The 16,996-nt window shown below is 67.1% G+C and carries 19 protein-coding genes and 3 tRNA genes; 14 read left to right on the top strand and 8 right to left on the bottom strand.

From position 1 onward, the window contains the following. Window positions 1-92: 92 nt before the first annotated feature. Both gloA2 and hisC read right to left on the bottom strand, forming a co-directional pair. The gene (gene gloA2 / locus C4S71_RS17515; protein ID WP_103970049.1) at window positions 93-497 is read right to left on the bottom strand and encodes an SMU1112c/YaeR family gloxylase I-like metalloprotein; all 405 of its coding nucleotides are present in this window, start codon (window positions 495-497) and stop codon (window positions 93-95) included. Window positions 498-546: 49 nt separating this feature from the next. After that, window positions 547-1,602: a histidinol-phosphate transaminase gene (hisC, locus tag C4S71_RS17510; RefSeq protein ID WP_103970048.1), complete on the bottom strand. Its 1,056-nt coding sequence runs from the start codon at window positions 1,600-1,602 to the stop codon at window positions 547-549. Between the two features lie 116 nt (window positions 1,603-1,718). Here hisC and C4S71_RS17505 point away from each other — a divergent pair, with 116 nt between their 5' ends. The 5 genes from C4S71_RS17505 (at window position 1,719) to mnmH (ending at window position 6,869) form a co-directional block, all read left to right on the top strand. Then, a complete protein-coding gene (locus C4S71_RS17505; protein ID WP_103970047.1) occupies window positions 1,719-2,615 on the top strand; it encodes an AEC family transporter in 897 nt (298 codons plus the stop codon). A 114-nt stretch (window positions 2,616-2,729) separates the two neighbouring features. Continuing rightward, window positions 2,730-3,176 (top strand): copper resistance protein NlpE N-terminal domain-containing protein, encoded by a 447-nt coding sequence (locus C4S71_RS17500; RefSeq protein WP_086508679.1) that lies wholly within the window; start codon window positions 2,730-2,732, stop codon window positions 3,174-3,176. A 103-nt stretch (window positions 3,177-3,279) separates the two neighbouring features. Then, window positions 3,280-4,656: a DNA repair protein RadA gene (gene radA, locus C4S71_RS17495; protein ID WP_103970046.1), complete on the top strand. Its 1,377-nt coding sequence runs from the start codon at window positions 3,280-3,282 to the stop codon at window positions 4,654-4,656. 54 nt (window positions 4,657-4,710) lie between these two features. Further along, window positions 4,711-5,748 (top strand): selenide, water dikinase SelD, encoded by a 1,038-nt coding sequence (gene selD, locus C4S71_RS17490; RefSeq protein ID WP_086508678.1) that lies wholly within the window; start codon window positions 4,711-4,713, stop codon window positions 5,746-5,748. Further along, complete coding sequence (mnmH, locus tag C4S71_RS17485; RefSeq protein WP_103970045.1) at window positions 5,745-6,869, top strand: tRNA 2-selenouridine(34) synthase MnmH; 1,125 nt, start codon at window positions 5,745-5,747, stop codon at window positions 6,867-6,869. The genes selD and mnmH overlap by 4 nt, the downstream gene beginning before the upstream one ends. Before the next feature lie 6 nt (window positions 6,870-6,875). On the opposite strand, the gene C4S71_RS17480 is transcribed toward mnmH, so the two are convergent. Then, window positions 6,876-7,571 (bottom strand): type 1 glutamine amidotransferase, encoded by a 696-nt coding sequence (locus tag C4S71_RS17480; protein WP_103970053.1) that lies wholly within the window; start codon window positions 7,569-7,571, stop codon window positions 6,876-6,878. Window positions 7,572-7,620: 49 nt separating this feature from the next. On the opposite strand from C4S71_RS17480, the gene C4S71_RS17475 reads away from it, so the two are divergent. Together C4S71_RS17475 and C4S71_RS17470 are read left to right on the top strand one after the other, a co-directional pair. Further along, window positions 7,621-7,914, top strand: a complete 294-nt coding sequence (locus tag C4S71_RS17475; protein WP_103970044.1) for an MGMT family protein — start codon at window positions 7,621-7,623, stop codon at window positions 7,912-7,914. A 52-nt stretch (window positions 7,915-7,966) separates the two neighbouring features. Next, window positions 7,967-8,557 carry a YjaG family protein gene (locus C4S71_RS17470; RefSeq protein WP_086508675.1) on the top strand — a complete coding sequence of 197 codons (591 nt, stop codon included), beginning with the start codon at window positions 7,967-7,969 and terminating at the stop codon, window positions 8,555-8,557. 67 nt (window positions 8,558-8,624) lie between these two features. On the opposite strand, the gene C4S71_RS17465 is transcribed toward C4S71_RS17470, so the two are convergent. The 5 genes from C4S71_RS17465 to hisB all read right to left on the bottom strand — a co-directional run bounded on the left by C4S71_RS17465 (window position 8,625) and on the right by hisB (window position 12,045). After that, window positions 8,625-9,119, bottom strand: coding sequence for a hypothetical protein (locus C4S71_RS17465; RefSeq protein WP_235014611.1), 495 nt, complete (start codon window positions 9,117-9,119; stop codon window positions 8,625-8,627). 53 nt (window positions 9,120-9,172) lie between these two features. Then, window positions 9,173-9,946 carry an imidazole glycerol phosphate synthase subunit HisF gene (hisF, locus tag C4S71_RS17460; RefSeq protein ID WP_086508673.1) on the bottom strand — a complete coding sequence of 258 codons (774 nt, stop codon included), beginning with the start codon at window positions 9,944-9,946 and terminating at the stop codon, window positions 9,173-9,175. A 1-nt stretch (window position 9,947) separates the two neighbouring features. Then, complete coding sequence (hisA, locus tag C4S71_RS17455) at window positions 9,948-10,700, bottom strand: 1-(5-phosphoribosyl)-5-[(5-phosphoribosylamino)methylideneamino]imidazole-4-carboxamide isomerase (RefSeq protein ID WP_086508672.1); 753 nt, start codon at window positions 10,698-10,700, stop codon at window positions 9,948-9,950. A 79-nt stretch (window positions 10,701-10,779) separates the two neighbouring features. Continuing rightward, complete coding sequence (gene hisH, locus C4S71_RS17450; RefSeq protein WP_086508671.1) at window positions 10,780-11,421, bottom strand: imidazole glycerol phosphate synthase subunit HisH; 642 nt, start codon at window positions 11,419-11,421, stop codon at window positions 10,780-10,782. A 30-nt stretch (window positions 11,422-11,451) separates the two neighbouring features. Beyond that, window positions 11,452-12,045 carry an imidazoleglycerol-phosphate dehydratase HisB gene (gene hisB, locus C4S71_RS17445; protein ID WP_103970043.1) on the bottom strand — a complete coding sequence of 198 codons (594 nt, stop codon included), beginning with the start codon at window positions 12,043-12,045 and terminating at the stop codon, window positions 11,452-11,454. Window positions 12,046-12,229: 184 nt separating this feature from the next. Here hisB and C4S71_RS17440 point away from each other — a divergent pair, with 184 nt between their 5' ends. The 7 genes from C4S71_RS17440 (at window position 12,230) to C4S71_RS17410 (ending at window position 16,882) form a co-directional block, all read left to right on the top strand. Beyond that, entirely contained in the window at window positions 12,230-12,667 is a 438-nt protein-coding gene (locus C4S71_RS17440; RefSeq protein ID WP_086508669.1) for an acetyl-CoA sensor PanZ family protein, read from the top strand. Window positions 12,668-12,681: 14 nt separating this feature from the next. After that, complete coding sequence (locus C4S71_RS17435) at window positions 12,682-15,030, top strand: AsmA family protein (protein WP_103970042.1); 2,349 nt, start codon at window positions 12,682-12,684, stop codon at window positions 15,028-15,030. 86 nt (window positions 15,031-15,116) lie between these two features. After that, window positions 15,117-16,208, top strand: coding sequence for an A/G-specific adenine glycosylase (mutY, locus tag C4S71_RS17430; protein ID WP_103970041.1), 1,092 nt, complete (start codon window positions 15,117-15,119; stop codon window positions 16,206-16,208). 32 nt (window positions 16,209-16,240) lie between these two features. Next, window positions 16,241-16,513, top strand: a complete 273-nt coding sequence (locus C4S71_RS17425; RefSeq protein ID WP_010627437.1) for an oxidative damage protection protein — start codon at window positions 16,241-16,243, stop codon at window positions 16,511-16,513. A gap of 91 nt (window positions 16,514-16,604) precedes the next feature. Further along, window positions 16,605-16,680: transfer RNA gene (locus tag C4S71_RS17420), tRNA-Phe, on the top strand. Between the two features lie 6 nt (window positions 16,681-16,686). Next, window positions 16,687-16,761, top strand: a tRNA-Gln gene (locus C4S71_RS17415). Between the two features lie 45 nt (window positions 16,762-16,806). Next, window positions 16,807-16,882: transfer RNA gene (locus C4S71_RS17410), tRNA-Thr, on the top strand. Window positions 16,883-16,996 lie beyond the last annotated feature (114 nt).

Here is a 16,996-nt window from a genome sequence, read left to right as displayed (position 1 = left end):
TTAGCCGTTCTTCATGAACCGCCGTATACCGAACGGTACGTACGGTGGTGTGGGAGGGCGCCGGGGGTGACCCCGGCCCCTACCCGATCCTGTCATTTCTGCTCGTATAGCTCGATTGGGGCGCCGTCCGGGTCGCTCAAAAAAGTGAAGCGCGAGCCCGTCAGGGCATCGACTCGGATGGGCTCGGGCCTTGCGCCGCGCGCCTCGAGCAGCTTCACACAGGCATCCAGGTCGGCAGTGGCCAGGGCCAGGTGACGCCAACCGCAGGCTTCGGGGTAGCTGGGGCGCGCCGGCGGCGCGGGAAAGGAGAAGAGTTCCAACTGGATGCCGCCGGGGAGGCGCAGGTCGAGCTTGTAGCTGTCACGCTCGACGCGGTAGCTCTCGTTGAGCACCTCGGCGCCCAGTACATCGAGATAGAAGCGCTTGGCTCGAGAGTAGTCGGCGGTGATCAGGGCGACATGATGGACCCCGGAAACCGGCAGGGGCGGAGTGGGCATGGCGAGATTCCTGAACGCAACGGGCGCCTGGCGGCGCCCGTGGGGTGGCTCAGCGGCAGAGCAGTTCGAAGGCTTCGATCAGGCTGTCCATTTCGTCATCGGTGCCGATCGAGATGCGCAGGAAGTCGCGCAGCGCTTCGGTGTTGAAGTGGCGCACCAGAATGCCCCGTTCGCGCAGGCCGACGAAGAGTTGTGCAGCGTCGTGCTCGGGATGACGAGCGAGGACGAAATTGGCCTGGGAGGGCAGGACCTCGAAGCCCAGTTCGCCGAGGCGCCTGACGGTGCGCTCGCGGGTGGTGACGACGCGCTCACGGCAGGCATCGAAATGCTCGCGGTCCTCGAGCGAGGCAATGGCAAGTGCGCTTGCCAGGCTGTCGATGGGGTAGGAGTTGAAGGAGTCCTTGACCCGTACCAGCCCTTCGATCAGCTCGCTTGAGCCGATGGCATAGCCCAGGCGCAGGCCGGCCAGGCTGCGGGACTTGGAGAAGGTACCGGTCACCAGCAGATTGGGGAAGCGCTCGATCAGGGGCACCACGCTCTCGCCACCGAAGTCGACGTAGGCTTCGTCGACCAGCACGACCTGATCGGTCAGGCGCTCGAGCAGGCCGGCAATGGCATCGCGCGGATGCCCATGGGCCGTGGGGGCGTTGGGGTTGGCGAAGATGGCGCCGCCGCTGTCGGCAGTGAAGGCGTCGAGATCGACCCGCCACCGGTCGTCCAGGGGCAGGCTGCGCCGCTCGATGCCGTACAGCTTGCAGTAGACCGGGTAGAAGCTGTAGGTGATGTCGGGCATCTCGAGCGGACGCTCGTGACAGAAGAAGGCCTGAAAGGCCAGGGCCAGCACTTCATCGGAGCCGTTACCGACGAACACCTGTTCCACCGCGACGCCATGCTCGTGAGCAAGCGCCTGGCGCAGGGCGAGAGACTGCGGGTCGGGATAGAGCCGCAGATGATCGACGGGGTATTCGCGCAGCGCCGCCTCGACGCCGGGCGCCGGCGGGTAGGGGTTCTCGTTGGTGTTCAGCTTGATCAGCTTCTCGCGCGGCTGCTCGCCCGGTACGTAGGGCGTCAGCTCGCGTACCGCCGGGCTCCAGAACTGGCTCATGGTGTCTCGTTTCTCACAGGGACGGAACTTTAGGCCAATGTTGACCGCTGTGGCCTGACCGCGCAAGCCGACAGCATGCTAGCCTAGGCGCTTTCGTCTGGATCCTGGAACCCTTCATGACCGCCCAGATCATCGCCACTCTGCTGCCGGTTTTCCTGATTGCCGGTTGTGGCACGCTGTATGGCCGCTTCCGCACGCCTGACATTCGTAGCCTCAATACGCTCAACATGGAAATCTTCGTTCCCATGCTGGTGTTTGCCGTGCTGGCCGACGGCCAGGCGCCGCTGGAGGAGTATGCCGGCCTGGCGTTGGCGGCTGCGGTGGTGGTGTTGGGCTCGGGGGTGGTGCTGTGGCCGCTGGTCAAGCTGCTCAGGCTCGAGCCCAAGACCTTCTTGCCGCCGATGATGTTCAACAATTCCGGCAACATGGGGGTCCCGCTGCTGGTGCTGGCCTTCGGCGAGGCGGCGCTGCCTGCCGCCGTGGTGGTGTTCATCGTCGAGATGCTGCTGCATTTCTCGGTGGGGCTCTACATGCTCAGCCCGCGCACGCCGCTGTGGCGGCTGCTGCGCATGCCCATCGTGCTGGCCAGCCTGGCGGGGCTGGGGGTGAATCTGGGCGGCGTGCCGCTGCCGGGCTGGCTGCTCGAGGCGCTGCACATGCTGGGCGGCGTGTGCATTCCGCTGATGCTGTTCGCCCTCGGGGTGCGCATGCTCGACATCGACTTTCGTGACTGGAAGACCGGCATGCTGGGGGCGGTGCTGTGTCCTCTATCGGGGCTGATTCTGGCGCTGCCCATGATCCTGTGGCTGGAGCTGACGGGACTGCAGGCCGCGGTGCTGTGGGTGTTTGCGGCGCTGCCGCCGGCGGTGCTCAATTATCTGGTCGCCGAGCAGTATCGACAGGAGCCGCAAAAGGTCGCTTCGCTGGTGTTGATCGGCAACCTGGGCAGCCTGGTGGTGATGCCCGTCGTGCTGGCACTGGTGTTCATGCACGTCTATCCGGGGGCGGCGTGAGCCGTGGCTGCAGTCGAAAAGCCGAGACTGTCTGCGAGCGCTCTTAAGGGTTATGCTGTCACATATGATGACACACCCTACAAGGCGACAAACCCATAGGTTAGGAGTGAGCAAATGCAAGTGAGGACCCTGCTGGCTGGCTCGGCCATGCTGGCCTTCCTGGCCGGTTGTGCAGCCCCTGCGGTTGACGATCGTGCCGATGTGGCAATGGACGATGCCGTGGCATATCAAGGGACGCTGCCCTGCCGCAACTGCGCGGGCATCGACCTGACGGTGAACCTGCGTGGCAGCGAACAGGCGTCACTGGAGGAGAGAACCTTCGACCTGCGCGCCAGCTATCGCGAACACCCCCAGGATCCGCCCGATGAAGAGTATGCCGGTAACTGGGAAGTGCTCAGCGGTACCGCAGTCGACCCCGATGCCACCGTCTATGAGCTGACACCGGACGGCGAAGGCCAGATCTACTACTTCCTGCGTATCGATGACCAGACCCTGGAACTGATCGACCCTCAGCGTCGTCGCTTCCAGAACAACGAAGCCCTGCAGCTGCAGCGCATGTAAGTACGCGTTGCGGGCATCAGCGAAGGCGGCCTGCGGGCCGCCTTCGCGCGTCTGATACGTTCAACGGTCCTGAGGGGCCGACGAGAAGCGGGGAGAGGCCCACATGGCCAAAGCGAAGAGCGCCTTCGTCTGTACCGAGTGCGGGGCCGAGTACCGCAAGTGGCAGGGGCAGTGTTCGAGCTGTCTGGAGTGGAACACGCTCAGCGAGGTGCGCCTGGCCGCCGCCCGGCCGGGGGCGGCCGCCAGCAGCGGGGCCGGGCGCGCGGGCTACGCCGGCGGCCTGTCGAAGGAGGTGGTCGACCTTGGCAGCGTCGACCTCACCGAGGTGCCGCGGCTTTCTTCAACCTTCGGCGAGTTCGACCGTGTGCTGGGCGGTGGCCTGGTACCGGGCTCGGCGGTCTTGCTGGGTGGCAACCCCGGTGCCGGCAAGTCGACCCTGCTGCTGCAGACCGCCTGCAAGCTGGCCCAGGCGCGTCGAGTGCTCTACGTCACCGGCGAGGAGTCGCTCTCCCAGGTGGCAATGCGAGCCCACCGGCTGCAGCTGCCCACCCAGGGGTTGAAGATGCTGGCCGAGACCAGCGTCGAGACGGTGCTGGCGGTGGCCGAGCGCGAGCGCCCCGAGATTCTGGTGATCGACTCGATCCAGACCATGCACCTGGAGGATATCGCCTCGGCGCCCGGCGGGGTGGCCCAGGTGCGCGAGTCAGCCGCGGTGCTGACACGCTTCGCCAAGCAGTCCAACACCGTACTGCTGCTGGTGGGGCACGTGACCAAGGACGGCACCCTGGCCGGTCCCAAGGTGCTGGAGCACATGATCGATGCTTCGCTGCTGCTCGAAGGCGGTGCCGATTCGCGCTTCCGCACGCTGCGCGGCCAGAAGAACCGCTTCGGCGCGGTCAACGAGCTGGGGGTGTTCGCCATGCTCGAGCATGGGCTCAAGGAGGTGAAGAACCCCAGTGCGATCTTCCTCTCGCGCAGCGAGGAGCAGGCCGCCGGCAGCCTGGTAATGGTGGTTTGGGAGGGCACGCGGCCTCTGCTGGTGGAGGTGCAGGCGCTGCTCGACGAGTCGGCGCTGGGCAACCCGCGGCGGGTCGCGGTGGGCCTCGATCAGAACCGCCTGGCCATGCTGCTGGCGGTGCTGCATCGCCACGGGGGGCTGTTCACCGGCGACCAGGACGTCTTCCTCAACGTGGTCGGCGGGGTCAAGGTGCTGGAGACCAGCGCCGACCTGGCGGTGCTGCTCGCCGTGGTGTCGAGCCTGCAGAACCGCTCCCTGCCGCGCGAGCTGGTGGTTTTCGGTGAAGTGGGGCTTTCCGGTGAGATTCGCCCCGTGCCCAGCGGCCAGGAGCGCATCGTGGAGGCGGCCAAGCATGGTTTCACCCGCGCCATCGTGCCGCGGGCCAATGCGCCCAAGCGCGCCCCGGAGGGGATGGAGGTGGTGGCCGTGGACAAGCTGGCCGATGCCCTCGAAGCGCTGTGAGGCAAGCATGCGTCGCTGCGGTAGAATGGGAATTGAACTGCCAAGGAGAACGAGATGAGCGCGATTCGACTGACCCAGTACAGCCACGGTGCCGGCTGTGGCTGCAAGATTGCCCCCGACGTACTCGACGGCATCCTGGCCAAGGCCGGCCCGGGGGCGACCCATTCGCGACTGATCGTAGGCAATCAGGGCCGTGAGGATGCGGCCGTCTATGACCTCGGCGATGGCCGTGGCATGATCGCCACCACCGACTTCTTCATGCCCATAGTCGACGACCCCTTCGATTTCGGCCGTATCGCCGCCACCAACGCCATCAGCGACGTCTATGCCATGGGCGGCAAGCCGGTCATGGCGCTGGGCATCCTCGGCTGGCCGCTGGACAAGCTGGGGCCGGAGATCGCCGGCGACGTGGTGGCGGGAGCCCAGGGCGTCTGCCGTGAGCTAGGCCTGGCGCTGGCCGGCGGGCACTCCATCGACTCCCCCGAGCCGATCTTCGGCCTGGCGGTCAACGGCCTGGTCGATCTCGAACACCTGAAGCTCAACAAGGGCGCCCAGGTGGGCGACCTGTTGTACCTGACCAAGCCGCTGGGCGTGGGGTTTCTCACCACCGCCGAGAAGCAGGGGCTGCTGGAGTCGGGCCATCAGAACCTGGCCCGGGAGACCATGCTGCAGCCCAATCATATCGGCATGGCGCTGGCCCGGGTGAAGGGGGTGAACGCCATGACCGACGTCACCGGGTTCGGCCTGGCCGGTCACCTCACCGAAGTGTGTCAGGCCAGCGGCGTGGCGGCGCGCATCGATTTCCGCCGCCTGCCGCGGCTGGCCGAGGCCGAGGCCTATCGTCGCCGCGGCGCGGTGCCTGGCGGCACCCTGCGCAATCGCAAGGCGCTGGGTGCGGCGCTCAAGGAGATGGACGAGCCGCACTGGCAGTGGCTGTGCGACCCGCAGACCTCCGGCGGCCTGCTGATTTCCGTGCACCCCTCCTGGCAGGACGACGTCGAGCGCATCGGGCGTGAGCACGGCATCGAGCTGGTGCCCTTCGGCGAGGTGGCCAAGGCCGAGGGGCAGGCCCTGATCGAGGTGCTGGGGTGAAGACGCTGCCGCTGGTCGATGCCGACCTCGGCCTGTTACGTCAGGGCGTGCCGCTGATCGACGTGCGCGCGCCGGTGGAGTTCGCCCAGGGCGGGTTGCCCGGGGCGATCAATCTACCGCTGATGGACGACGAGGAGCGGCGCCTGGTCGGCATCGAGTACAAGCAGCGCGGCCAGCAGGCCGCCATCGTGCTGGGTCAGCGGCTGGTCAGCGGGGGGATTCGGCAGGCACGCATCGCGGCCTGGCAGCGCACGGTAGAGGTCCATCCCGAGGCGATCATTTACTGCTATCGCGGTGGGCTGCGTTCGCAGATCGCCCAGCAGTGGCTGGCCGAGGCCGGTGTTGAGCGGCCACGCATTCGCGGCGGCTGGAAGGCCATGCGCCAGGCGCTGTGCGCGCGTATCGACGCCGCGGCCGAGCAACCGCTGCTGGTGGTGGGAGGTCTCACCGGCTGCGCCAAGACGACACTGGTGCAGCAGCTGGCCAACGGGCTCGACCTCGAGGGCTGCGCCCGCCACAAGGGCTCGGCCTTCGGTCGCCACCCCTTGCCGGCGCCCAGTCAGATCGACTTCGAGCACGCCATGGGGCTGCGTCTGCTGGCACTGTCAGGACCGCTGGTGGTGGAGGACGAGTCGCGCCACATCGGCACGGCCAATGTGCCGCTCGCCTTCTGGCGGGCGATGGAGGGTGCGCCAAGGGTGCGGGTGGAGATGCCCCTGGATTGGCGTCTGGCGCAGATTCACAAGGATTACATCGACGATCTGTGGGCGATCTATCGCCAGCAGTTCGGCGAGTGGCTGGGCTGGGCGCTGATGCGCAAGCAGCTCTCCAGCGCGCTGGCGCGGCTGAAGAAACGCCTGGGCCATGCCCGGCTGGCGCGTCTGCAGCGGCTTCAGCAGCTCGCCTTTCGCGAGCACGAGCGCGGCAATCGCCAGGCCCATGAGGCCTGGCTGGCACCGCTGCTCACCGAATACTACGACCCCATGTACCGCTACCAGTTGGAGAAGCGCAACGCCGAGCGCTTCCTGCATGTCGGCGACTGGGACAGCTGCCTGGCGGCGGCGCGAGCCTGGTCGCAGGAGCGCTCGCGGCAGCTCGATACGCAGCCGCAGCCGGCGTGAGATTCCTTACGCCGGGGCGCTGCGCATCCACTGGCTCAGCAGGCGGTCGAGCAGCGGGGCCAGGCGGTCGAAGCGCCGGTCATCGGCGAGAATGGCCTCGTCAGGCTGGGCGTGGGGGCTGGCGTCGCTGCCTTCCGGCCTTTCCCCTTCGGCAAGCAGGGCGTCGACCCCGGCGCGCGTGACCTCCAGATGGCAGAGCAGGCCGAGCGCCCGGCCGGCATCCCAGGCGAAGCCCTGCACCGGGCTGCCGGAACTGCCGCCCAGCGGCAGCGCCTCGTCGGGCAGGGCGAAGACGTCGCGATGCCACATGAAGGCGGTGAAGCGCTCCGGCAGGTCGAAGGGGCTCTCGGGGGCCAGGGTCACCTCGTGCCAGCCCACTTCGGCGAAGGTGCCGCGGCCCACCGTGGCGCCGAGCTCGGCGGCGATCAGCCTGGCACCCAGGCCGATGCCGAGCAGCGGCTTGTTGCCGTCCAGCGCGCGAGCGATCAGCTTGCGCTCGCGCTTGAGCCAGGGGTGCTGCGCATCGTCGAGGACATGCATCGGGCCGTCGAGGAGTATCAATGCATCGCCATCGGCGAGGCTGGGCGGTGCCTCCCCGGCGTAGAGATGGAACACGGTATGGCTGTGCCCCATGCTGGACAGCCAGTCGGCGATGCGGCCCGGTCCGTGGTGCGGGCTGTGTTGAAGCAGATGCAGGTGCATGGAATCCTCGCCATTGAAGGGTGACACGAAGCAGGGGAGCGGAGCGTACATGAAACCGGCGCTGCGGGAACAGATACTGACCATCCTGGCGGCAATACCGCCAGGGCGGGTGACCACCTACGGTCGCATCGCCGCCATGACCGAGGGCGGCACGCCGCGGCTCGTCGCCCGGGCGCTGCGCGAGCTGCCCGACGACCACGGGCTGCCGTGGTTCCGCGTGATCACCGCATCGCGCCGGGTGGCCGAGCATCCCGGTGCCATCGAGCAGCGCGAGCGGCTGGTCGCCGAGGGTGTGCTCTTCGATAGCCGGGGACGCGTGCCGCCCGAAGCCATGTGGCCATGAGCCATCCGCTTCCTGATCCTTTCTTCTGACCGTCGAAACACGAGGAGAATCCATGAGCCAGCCAAAAGGGGGCTTCCATGAGCGACTGCAGGCACTCTCGCCGCGTCAGCAACAGGCCTTCATGGCGGCGCTGTGCGAGCGGATGCTGCCCAACTATTCGCTCTATGCCCAGATGACGGGGACCGGCAATCCGGCCGGCCTGCGTGTGATGCTCGATCTGGTGTGGGAGCAGCTCGCCGTACGCGAGGCGCGTATCGACTTCGAGCGTCAGGCGGAAAAGCTGGCCGAGCTCGAACCGCCGGAGGACGACGACAGCTTCGGTGCCCGGCGCGCGGTGGAGGTGGTCGTGGCAGTGTCCTCGCTGTTCGATACGCTGCGGGGGGAGTCCCCCGAGGCCGTGCTCGAGGTCAGCCGCATCTCCAAGGGAGGCGTGCGCGCCTTCGTCGAGCTGACCGAAGGCGAGGAGGATGCCAGCAAGCTGGCCAAGCTGGTACGTGAGCACCCACTCATGGCCGACGAGAACGACTTTCAGGATGCGGTGCTGGAAGCGGCGGAAGGTCCGCTCGACCGGGACTCGCTCAAGGCGCTGCGCCGGCTGGGGCGCAACGATGGCGTGAGCAATCTCGGCCTGGCGCTGGAGTGATGGGGGGCGAAGCGGGCGCCCGCGCCCGTTTCGCCAGGTTTCCTTCGCAGCCTAGCCTAAGCTGTGTCTAGAAGCGGATGCCGCCTATGATCATCGCCCCGGCAGTGCCGAACACGATCAGGTCGGTCTCGAAGCGCCCCCACTGCACACCCACGCTGGGCAAGGCCGCCGGGGCAGTGCCGTAGCGGTTGAACGGAATGTTGTCCTGATATTCGCCGCGGTAGCCGTGCAGCAGTCCGGCGGTGAGCTTGGCGCGCACGGTGACGTTGTCGCTCGGCTCCCAGAAGGGAAACTCGCGCCCGGCGTAGAGGTAGATGGCTTCCTGATCGAAGGAGTTGAGGAAGCGGGCGCCGCCCACCAGCCAGCGCTGCGGATTGTGCAGCTCGAGGCTGATCAGCTCTTGGGTATTGTTGTGGTCGGGCTGGGGGTTGAAGTGTCGTGTGTAGAGACTGGTCTGTAACAGCACATGCTCGACCTCGATAACCGGTGGCCAGATCGGCTCCCGAGCTTCGGCGGCAAGCGTAGCCGGTGCCGTCAGCAGGGCCAAGGCAAGTGCTGCCACGGCCCGACATTCACTCTTCCATGAATACCGCACGCTCACGCTCCTTGTTCGCCTCACAGGCGCATCTCGATACCGCGCTCGGCCATGTAGCGTTTGGCCTCGGGAATGGTGTATTCGCCGAAGTGGAAGATGCTGGCGGCCAGCACCGCATCGGCACCGCCCTCGAGTACGCCAGCCACCAGATGGTCGAGATTGCCGACGCCGCCGGAAGCGATCACCGGCACCGTCACGGCATCGCTGATGGCCCGGGTCACGCCCAGGTCGAAGCCGGCCTTGGTGCCGTCGCGGTCCATGCTGGTCAACAGCAGCTCGCCGGCACCGTATTCAACCATCTTCTTCGCCCACTCCACGGCATCGAGTCCGGTGGGGCGGCGCCCGCCGTGGGTGAAGATCTCCCAACGCGGCGTCTCGCCCTCGGTCGAGACCCGCTTGGCGTCGATGGCCACCACGATGCACTGGCTGCCGAAGCGCTCGGCGGCCTCGCGCACGAAGTCGGGGTTGGTCACCGCCGCGGTATTGATCGAGACCTTGTCGGCGCCGGCGTTGAGCATGGTGCGGATATCGTCGCAGGTGCGGATGCCGCCGCCCACGGTCAGGGGGATGAACACCTCGCCAGCGATGCGCTCGACCATTTCCACCGTGGTGTCACGGTCCTCGTGGCTGGCGGTGATGTCGAGGAAGGTGATCTCGTCGGCGCCCTGCAGGTTGTAGCGCTGGGCGATCTCCACCGGGTCGCCGGCGTCGCGGATGCCGATGAAGTTGACGCCCTTGACCACGCGGCCGGCGTCGACGTCGAGACAGGGAATGATGCGCTTGGCCAGGCCCATGTCAGCCTCCCGTTCGGTTGCCGGTGAGTTCGTCGCACAGGCGCTGGCCTTCGGCGACGTCCAGGGTGCCCTCGTAGATCGCCCGGCCGGTGATGGCGCCGAGAATGCCCGGCTCGCCTGCGGCGACCAGTGCGCGCAGGTCGTCGAGATTGGTCACCCCGCCGGAAGCGATCACCGGCAGGCCGCCTTCGCGGGCCAGCTCGGCGGTGGCCTCGACGTTGACCCCGTTCATCATGCCGTCGCGGGCGATGTCGGTGTAGACGATGCTGGAGACGCCGTCGTCGGCGAAGCGCTTGGCCAGGTCCACCGCCTTGACCTGAGAGACCTCGGCCCAGCCGTCGGTGGCGACGAAGCCGTCACGGGCGTCGAGGCCGACGATCACGTGACCGGGGAAGGCGCGGCACACCTCGCCGACGAACGCCGGCTCCTTGACCGCCTTGGTGCCGATGATGACGTAGGAGACGCCGGCGGCCAGGTAGTGTTCGATGGTCTCGGCCGAGCGAATGCCACCGCCGATCTGAATGGGCAGCTCGGGCCAGCGCCGGGCGATGGCGGTCACTGCCTCGCCGTTGATCGGCTTGCCCTCGAAGGCGCCGTTGAGATCGACCAGGTGCAGGCGGCGGGCGCCGGCCTCGACCCAGCGCGCCGCCATGGCCACCGGGTCGTCGCCGTAGGTGGTGGCGTCGTCCATCCGGCCCTGCTTGAGACGGACGCACTTGCCGTCCTTGAGATCGATGGCGGGAATTACCAGCATGTCATGTCCTCTCGGGTGCGCGTGCGCACCGGGTTGTCATCGCGGCGCGGCTCAGGGTGCCCAGTTGACCAGGCGCGGTTCAGGGCGCCCAGTTGACGAAGTTTTCCAACAGCTTGAGACCGGCACGGGAGCTCTTCTCCGGGTGGAACTGCACGGCGAAGGTGGCATCGCGGCCGACGGCCACGTGCGCCTCGATGCGGCCGTAGCGGGTGGTGCCGAGCACGCAGGCGTCGTCTTCAGCAGCGACATAGTAGCTGTGCACGAAATAGAAGTGCTCGTCCTGATCGATGCCTTCCCACAACGGGTGCTCATGATGCTGATGCACCAGGTTCCAGCCCATGTGGGGCACCTTGAGGCGCTGCCCGTGGTCGTCGACCATGTCGACGGGAAAACGCTTCACCTTGCCGGAGAGAAAGCCCAGGCAGGGAATGCCGCCGCTCTCCTCGCTGTGATCGAGCAGCATCTGCTGACCCACGCAGATCCCCAGCAGCGGCTTGCTCTGGCTGGCCAGCAGTTCCTGCACCAGGCCGCGCAGCTCGGTGCGCTCGAGCTCGCCCATGCAGTCGCGGATCGCCCCCTGGCCGGGCAGCACCAGGCGAGTGGCACCCTGGATGCGGCGCGGGTCGCGGGTGATGACCACATGCTCGTGGGTGACGTGCTCGAGCGCCTTGGCAACCGAGTGCAGATTGCCCATTCCGTAGTCGATGACGGCAATGGTCATGAAGGCTCCTCTCAGGTTCGGTCGTCTGCGTTACAGGCAGCCCTTGGTGGACGGCATCTGGCCGGCCATGCGCGGGTCCGGCTCCACGGCCATGCGCAGGGCGCGGCCGAAGGCCTTGAAGATGGTCTCCGCCTGATGGTGAGCATTGAAGCCCTTCAGGTTGTCGATATGCAGCGTGACCCGGGCATGATTGACGAAGCCCTGGAAGAACTCCCAGAACAGCTGGGTGTCGAGGCGGCCGATGCTGGCGCGGGTGAACTCGACGTCCATGAACAGCCCGGGGCGACCCGAGAAGTCTATCACGACTCGCGACAACGCCTCGTCCAGCGGCACGTAGGCGTGGCCATAGCGGTATATGCCGCGCTTGTCGCCGATGGCCTGGTCGAAGGCCTGGCCGAGGGTGATACCGAGGTCCTCGACGGTATGATGGTCGTCGATGTGCAGATCGCCCACTGCCTTGATGTCGAGGTCGATCAGACCGTGGCGAGCCACCTGATCGAGCATGTGGTCGAGGAAGGGCACGCCGGTCTCGCAGTTCAGCCGGCCCTCGCCATCGAGGTTTACGGTCACCGTGATCTGGGTTTCCTTGGTGTCACGGGTTACCGTGGCGATTCGCTCGGACATGTCGGGTCTCTCTCGCGCTCTGGCGCGTCGCATGGTGTGGGCCCGGTGTGCCTGCGGTCGGCTTCCGGGCGGGCAAGTCGCTGGGCTTGCCGTCATGGGCCATCCATTATAGAGAATCGCCCCGCCCATCCGCTACAATGCGCCCATCACAGCGGCGGCCCGAGCCGCGGCCAGGGAGACCGCCATGCCGGTAACGCTTCATCTCGTCGACAACAGCGTCTGGCGCTCGGACCGCCAGGTGCAGCTCGATCTGCAGCGAATCTATACCGACGCGCCGGCCGAACGGCTCAGCGTGCCGGTGGACACCTTCATTCGCGAACATCTCGATGCCGGCCATTTCTTCGCCTGCGCCCGCTTCAACGATCGGCTGCTGGGCGCCGTGGCGGTGATGACCGACGAACAGGCGTGGTGGCTGTCGGAGCTCTGCGTACGCAAGGCCACCCGGCGGCGCGGGGTCGGTTCGCGACTCCTCGCTCTGATCAGCGATGCGGCACGTAGCGAAGGCCGCGAACTGCGTGCATCGGCCTCGCGACTGCCCGTCGCCGACCAACTGTTGCTCAATCGTCTGGGGTATCGCTTGCATGCCACCGGCGACTATTACGAATTGGCCCCACCGCTGTAAGGAGGCGGTAACACATGAAGCGATTGTTACAGACGCTGCTGGCCGCCATCGGCGTTCTCGGGGTAGTGGTGGTGGCTGCCGTGGTCTATGTCACCACCTTTCTCGACCCGGAAGACTTCAAGCCGCGGCTGATCGAGGTGGTGCGTGAGCAAAGCGGCCTCGAGCTGACCCTGGATGGACCGCTCACCTGGTCCTTCTATCCGCGCCTCGGTGTGAGCGTGGAGCAGGCGCAAGGCCGTTTGCCGGAGCAGAGCAACGACGAACCGCCGTTCGTGGCATTTGCCCACGGCGAGGTCAGTCTCGCCTTCGCCCCGCTGCTGCGCGGCGAGATCGCCATCGAAGGCCTGACGCTGGAAGGCATGCAGTTGCGCCTGGTACGCGACGAAGAGGGGCGTGGCAACTGGGAAACCCTGCTGCAGCGCCTCGATGAGCGCCGCGAAGGCGCCGAGTCGGCGCTGGCCCCGGCCAGTGCCGGGCCCAGCCTCGAGGGCAGCAATCTGGCCGTGGCGCTGAATATCGCCAGCGTCCAGGTGCGCAACGGCGCGGCAATCTATCGCGACCTGGCCGCCGGCTCGGAGTGGCTGGTCGACGAGATCAACGTTTCCGGCACCAATGTCAATCCTCAGCGTGCCTTCCCGCTCAAGTCCTCCTTCCAGGTCAGGTCGTATCCTGCGTTGGATTGGCGGGAACTGGAGCGTAGCCCGACACTGGCGAGCGAGGTCTCGCTGGAAGGGCGGATGCGCCTCGCTCTCGCCGAGCGCCGTTACGTGCTCGAAGGCATGCGGCTGACCACACTGAGCCGGCTGGCTGGCGCCGAGAACCGCCAGCAGCTCGATCTGAGCGGTCAGCAGCTCGTTCTCGACCTGTCTCAGCAGCGTCTGCAGCTCCAGGAAGGCCGTCTGGACGCCGGGCTGCGGCATCCCGCCCTGGGCGAGCGCGCGCTGCCCCTGTCACTGACCATGGCCGTGGATGCCGACCTGGCGGAGAACACCGCGCAGTTGCGCGACCTGCAGCTCACCGGACCCGACGATCTGCGCCTGAGCGGGCACCTCAACCTGGCGGGCCTCGACCAGTCGCCCAGCTACAGCGGTCAGGTCAGCCTGGCGCCCTTCTCGCTGCGCCCGTGGCTCGAGCGCATGAACCAGATGCCGACCATGGCCAACCCTCAGGCGCTCTCCGACGTGGCATTGACCAGCCCCGTGCGCGGCAATCTCGAGCGTCTCGAGCTGCCGGGGCTGACCCTGGTGCTGGATGGCAGCACCTTCACCGGACGTCTGGCCGCGGGCCTCACGGGGCAGCTGCTGGACTTCGAGCTGCAGGGCGATCACCTCAACCTGGACGGCTACCTGCCGCCTGCCGAACCCACGGGCCAGAGCGCCTCCCGCCCCGGCCTGCTGGGGATCCGCAAGGCCCACGCCGACGACACCGCCACGCTGGTGCCCGCCGAGTGGCTGGCCCAGCTGACCCTGAACGGGGCGCTCGACCTGGCGCAACTGCGTCTCTCCGGGCTCGACTTCACCGAGGTGTCGCTGGCCCTGGCGGGTGCCGACGGCCAGCAGCGCCTCGAACGCTTCAGCTCAGTGTTCTATGACGGCGAGCTGAGCGCCAGCGGTGGGCTCGACCTCACGCGTGAGCCGATCCTGTGGCAACTGCGTCCGTCGCTGTCGCGGGTGCGTCTGGCGCCGCTGCTCGAGGCGTTGTCCGACGACGACTCTCCGGCACCGCTGCGCGGTCGTTTGACCCTCGGTGGCGAACTCGAGACGCGCGCCAACACTTGGCCAGCGCTCAAGCGCAATCTCAACGGGCGTCTGGAGGGGCGTATCGACGAAGGGGCCGTGCTCGACGTCAACGTGTCTCAGGAGCTGTGCTCGCTGGCCGCCATGGTCGAAGGTCGCGAGACTACCCGGGACTGGAGTGCCGATACGCGCTTCGACCGCGCCGAAGCCCGCCTGCGCATCTCGGACGGAGTCGTGCAGAGTGACGATATCCTGGTGACGATTCCGGGCATCGACATGAGCGGGACGGGAGAGCTCGATCTGACCAGCGAGCGCTTCGACCTGCGTGCCGCCGCACGCTTCGTCGACGGTGCCGATGCTGCCTGTCCGGTCAACCCGCGCCTGGAGCGCGTGCCGCTGCCGGTGCGCTGCAGCGGAGAGCTCTCCGGCGACAGCGGCGACTGGTGCAGCTTCGACCGCGAGGCCTTCCAGGTCACCCTGGCCGAGCTGCTGCGCGACGAAGTGTCCGGTCGCGCCAGAGAAGAGCTGGAGCGTCGCCTGGAGCGGCCGCTGGAGCGTCTCGAAGAACGTCTCGGCGAAGGTGGCGGTCGGGAACTTCGTGACGCCCTGCGTGGTCTGTTGAACTGACGACCCAAAGCCAGTCCCTGCGCCGACTCCCAGTCGGCGCTTTTTTTCGCCATGCATTTTTCGACAGGCATCTTTGAGGTTGATCCATGAGCGAAATGCCTACACCGGTGCTTGAGCCTACGGTCTTCCAGCAGCGTCTGCTGGCGTGGTACGACCGCGCCGGCCGCCATGACTTGCCCTGGCAGCGCCAGCGCACGCCCTACCGGGTGTGGGTCTCCGAGATCATGCTGCAGCAGACCCAGGTCACCACGGTGATTCCTTACTTCGAGCGCTTCATGGCGCGCTTCCCCACTCTCGAGGCGTTGGCCGAGGCCACCCAGGACGAAGTGCTGCACCTGTGGACCGGGCTTGGCTACTACGCCCGTGGGCGCAACCTGCACAAGGCGGCCCGTCAGGTCGTGGCCGAGCACGGTGGCGAGCTGCCGGTGGCGAGCCTCGAGGCCATGGCGGCGCTGCCCGGCATCGGCCGCTCCACCGCGGGCGCGATCATCGCCCAGAGTACCGGGCGACGCGCCGTGATCCTCGACGGCAACGTCAAGCGCAGCCTGGCCCGGCTGCACGCCGTGGAGGGCTGGCCGGGGCGGCCGGCGGTGGAACGCAGGCTGTGGGCGCTGGCCGAGCACTACACGCCGGAGCAGCGCGTGGCCGACTACACCCAGGCGGTGATGGACCTCGGCGCTACCCTGTGCCGGCGCGGCACCCCCGACTGCTCGCGCTGTCCGTTCGCCGACGTCTGCGTGGCCCATGCCCGCGGTGAGGAGCGCCGCTTCCCCGAGTCGAAGCCGAAAAAGGCGCTGCCGACGCGTACCACGCTGATGCTGGTGCTGCGTGATGCCGAGGGGCGGGTGCTGCTCGAACAGCGCCCTGCCAGCGGGCTGTGGGGCGGACTGTGGGGGCTGCCTCAGTTCGACGACCTGGCCGCGCTGCGGGGCTGGCTCGACGTGCACGCTCCGGGGGCCGCCATCGACCCGGCCTGGCCGGCCTTCAGCCACACCTTCAGTCACTTCCGCCTCGACATCACGCCGCAGCCGGCGCGGATCGGCAGGCTGGATGCGGTGGGCGAGGCACGATGCTGGTACGATCCAGGCAACCCCGAGCGCATCGGGCTGGCGGCGCCGGTCAAGGCGCTGCTGGCCTCGCTGGCACCGTTCGCTCTGGCCGCCCCCGCGGGGCCCTGAACACTGCCATCACCAACAGCAAGGAGACCGCCATGAGCCGCACCGTGTTCTGTCGCAAGTATCAGCAGGAGCTCGAGGCACTGCCCTTCCCGCCGCTGCCGGGCAAGAAGGGCCAGGAGATCCAGGCCAGCGTGTCGAAGCAGGCCTGGGAGGAGTGGCAGGCGCTGCAGACCCGGCTGATCAACGAGAAGCACCTCAACATGCTCGATCCCGAGGCGCGGGCCTACCTCAACGAGCAGATGGAGCGCTTTCTCGACAACCGTGAAACCGACCAGGCGGAAGGCTACGTGCCGCCCGAGCGCTAGGCGTATGGCTTTGAAACGACAGCGGCATCTGCATGAAACGAAAGGCTTGACGCTGCCGATCTGATCTTGTTTAATACGCACCGTTGGCAGCGGCCAGATAGCTCAGTCGGTAGAGCAGGGGATTGAAAATCCCCGTGTCGGCGGTTCGATTCCGTCTCTGGCCACCACACTGCTGGGGTATCGCCAAGTGGTAAGGCACCGGTTTTTGGTATCGGCATTCCCAGGTTCGAATCCTGGTACCCCAGCCACGCCAACCCTTTTCCGACTCTGCAGTTCGCACGCGTCGGTCCCGAGCCGGCATAGCTCAGTTGGTAGAGCAACTGACTTGTAATCAGTAGGTCCCGGGTTCGACTCCTGGTGCCGGCACCATCTGCACTGTCCGCGCTCTGATACAGATCGTGAATAGCCTGCTCTGGGTTTCCTGCTAGTGCAGGATCTTCGGGGCCGTCCTCCGCAATACTCGTAGCCATCTGCTTGGTTTCA

Origin of the sequence: Billgrantia desiderata, from assembly GCF_900108215.1 — a bacterium.
In the GTDB taxonomy this organism is placed as follows: domain Bacteria; phylum Pseudomonadota; class Gammaproteobacteria; order Pseudomonadales; family Halomonadaceae; genus Halomonas; species Halomonas desiderata.
This window is presented reverse-complemented; position numbering and strand designations above follow the sequence as displayed.

Coding starts and splice junctions, on each gene's coding strand:
- gloA2 (WP_103970049.1), bottom strand. CDS start 497: ATGCCCACTCCGCCCCTGCCGGTTTCCGGGGTCCATCATGTCGCCCTG.
- hisC (WP_103970048.1), bottom strand. CDS start 1,602: ATGAGCCAGTTCTGGAGCCCGGCGGTACGCGAGCTGACGCCCTACGTA.
- C4S71_RS17505 (WP_103970047.1), top strand. CDS start 1,719: ATGACCGCCCAGATCATCGCCACTCTGCTGCCGGTTTTCCTGATTGCC.
- C4S71_RS17500 (WP_086508679.1), top strand. CDS start 2,730: ATGCAAGTGAGGACCCTGCTGGCTGGCTCGGCCATGCTGGCCTTCCTG.
- radA (WP_103970046.1), top strand. CDS start 3,280: ATGGCCAAAGCGAAGAGCGCCTTCGTCTGTACCGAGTGCGGGGCCGAG.
- selD (WP_086508678.1), top strand. CDS start 4,711: ATGAGCGCGATTCGACTGACCCAGTACAGCCACGGTGCCGGCTGTGGC.
- C4S71_RS17480 (WP_103970053.1), bottom strand. CDS start 7,571: ATGCACCTGCATCTGCTTCAACACAGCCCGCACCACGGACCGGGCCGC.
- C4S71_RS17475 (WP_103970044.1), top strand. CDS start 7,621: ATGAAACCGGCGCTGCGGGAACAGATACTGACCATCCTGGCGGCAATA.
- C4S71_RS17470 (WP_086508675.1), top strand. CDS start 7,967: ATGAGCCAGCCAAAAGGGGGCTTCCATGAGCGACTGCAGGCACTCTCG.
- hisF (WP_086508673.1), bottom strand. CDS start 9,946: ATGGGCCTGGCCAAGCGCATCATTCCCTGTCTCGACGTCGACGCCGGC.
- hisA (WP_086508672.1), bottom strand. CDS start 10,700: ATGCTGGTAATTCCCGCCATCGATCTCAAGGACGGCAAGTGCGTCCGT.
- hisH (WP_086508671.1), bottom strand. CDS start 11,421: ATGACCATTGCCGTCATCGACTACGGAATGGGCAATCTGCACTCGGTT.
- hisB (WP_103970043.1), bottom strand. CDS start 12,045: ATGTCCGAGCGAATCGCCACGGTAACCCGTGACACCAAGGAAACCCAG.
- C4S71_RS17440 (WP_086508669.1), top strand. CDS start 12,230: ATGCCGGTAACGCTTCATCTCGTCGACAACAGCGTCTGGCGCTCGGAC.
- C4S71_RS17435 (WP_103970042.1), top strand. CDS start 12,682: ATGAAGCGATTGTTACAGACGCTGCTGGCCGCCATCGGCGTTCTCGGG.
- mutY (WP_103970041.1), top strand. CDS start 15,117: ATGAGCGAAATGCCTACACCGGTGCTTGAGCCTACGGTCTTCCAGCAG.
- C4S71_RS17425 (WP_010627437.1), top strand. CDS start 16,241: ATGAGCCGCACCGTGTTCTGTCGCAAGTATCAGCAGGAGCTCGAGGCA.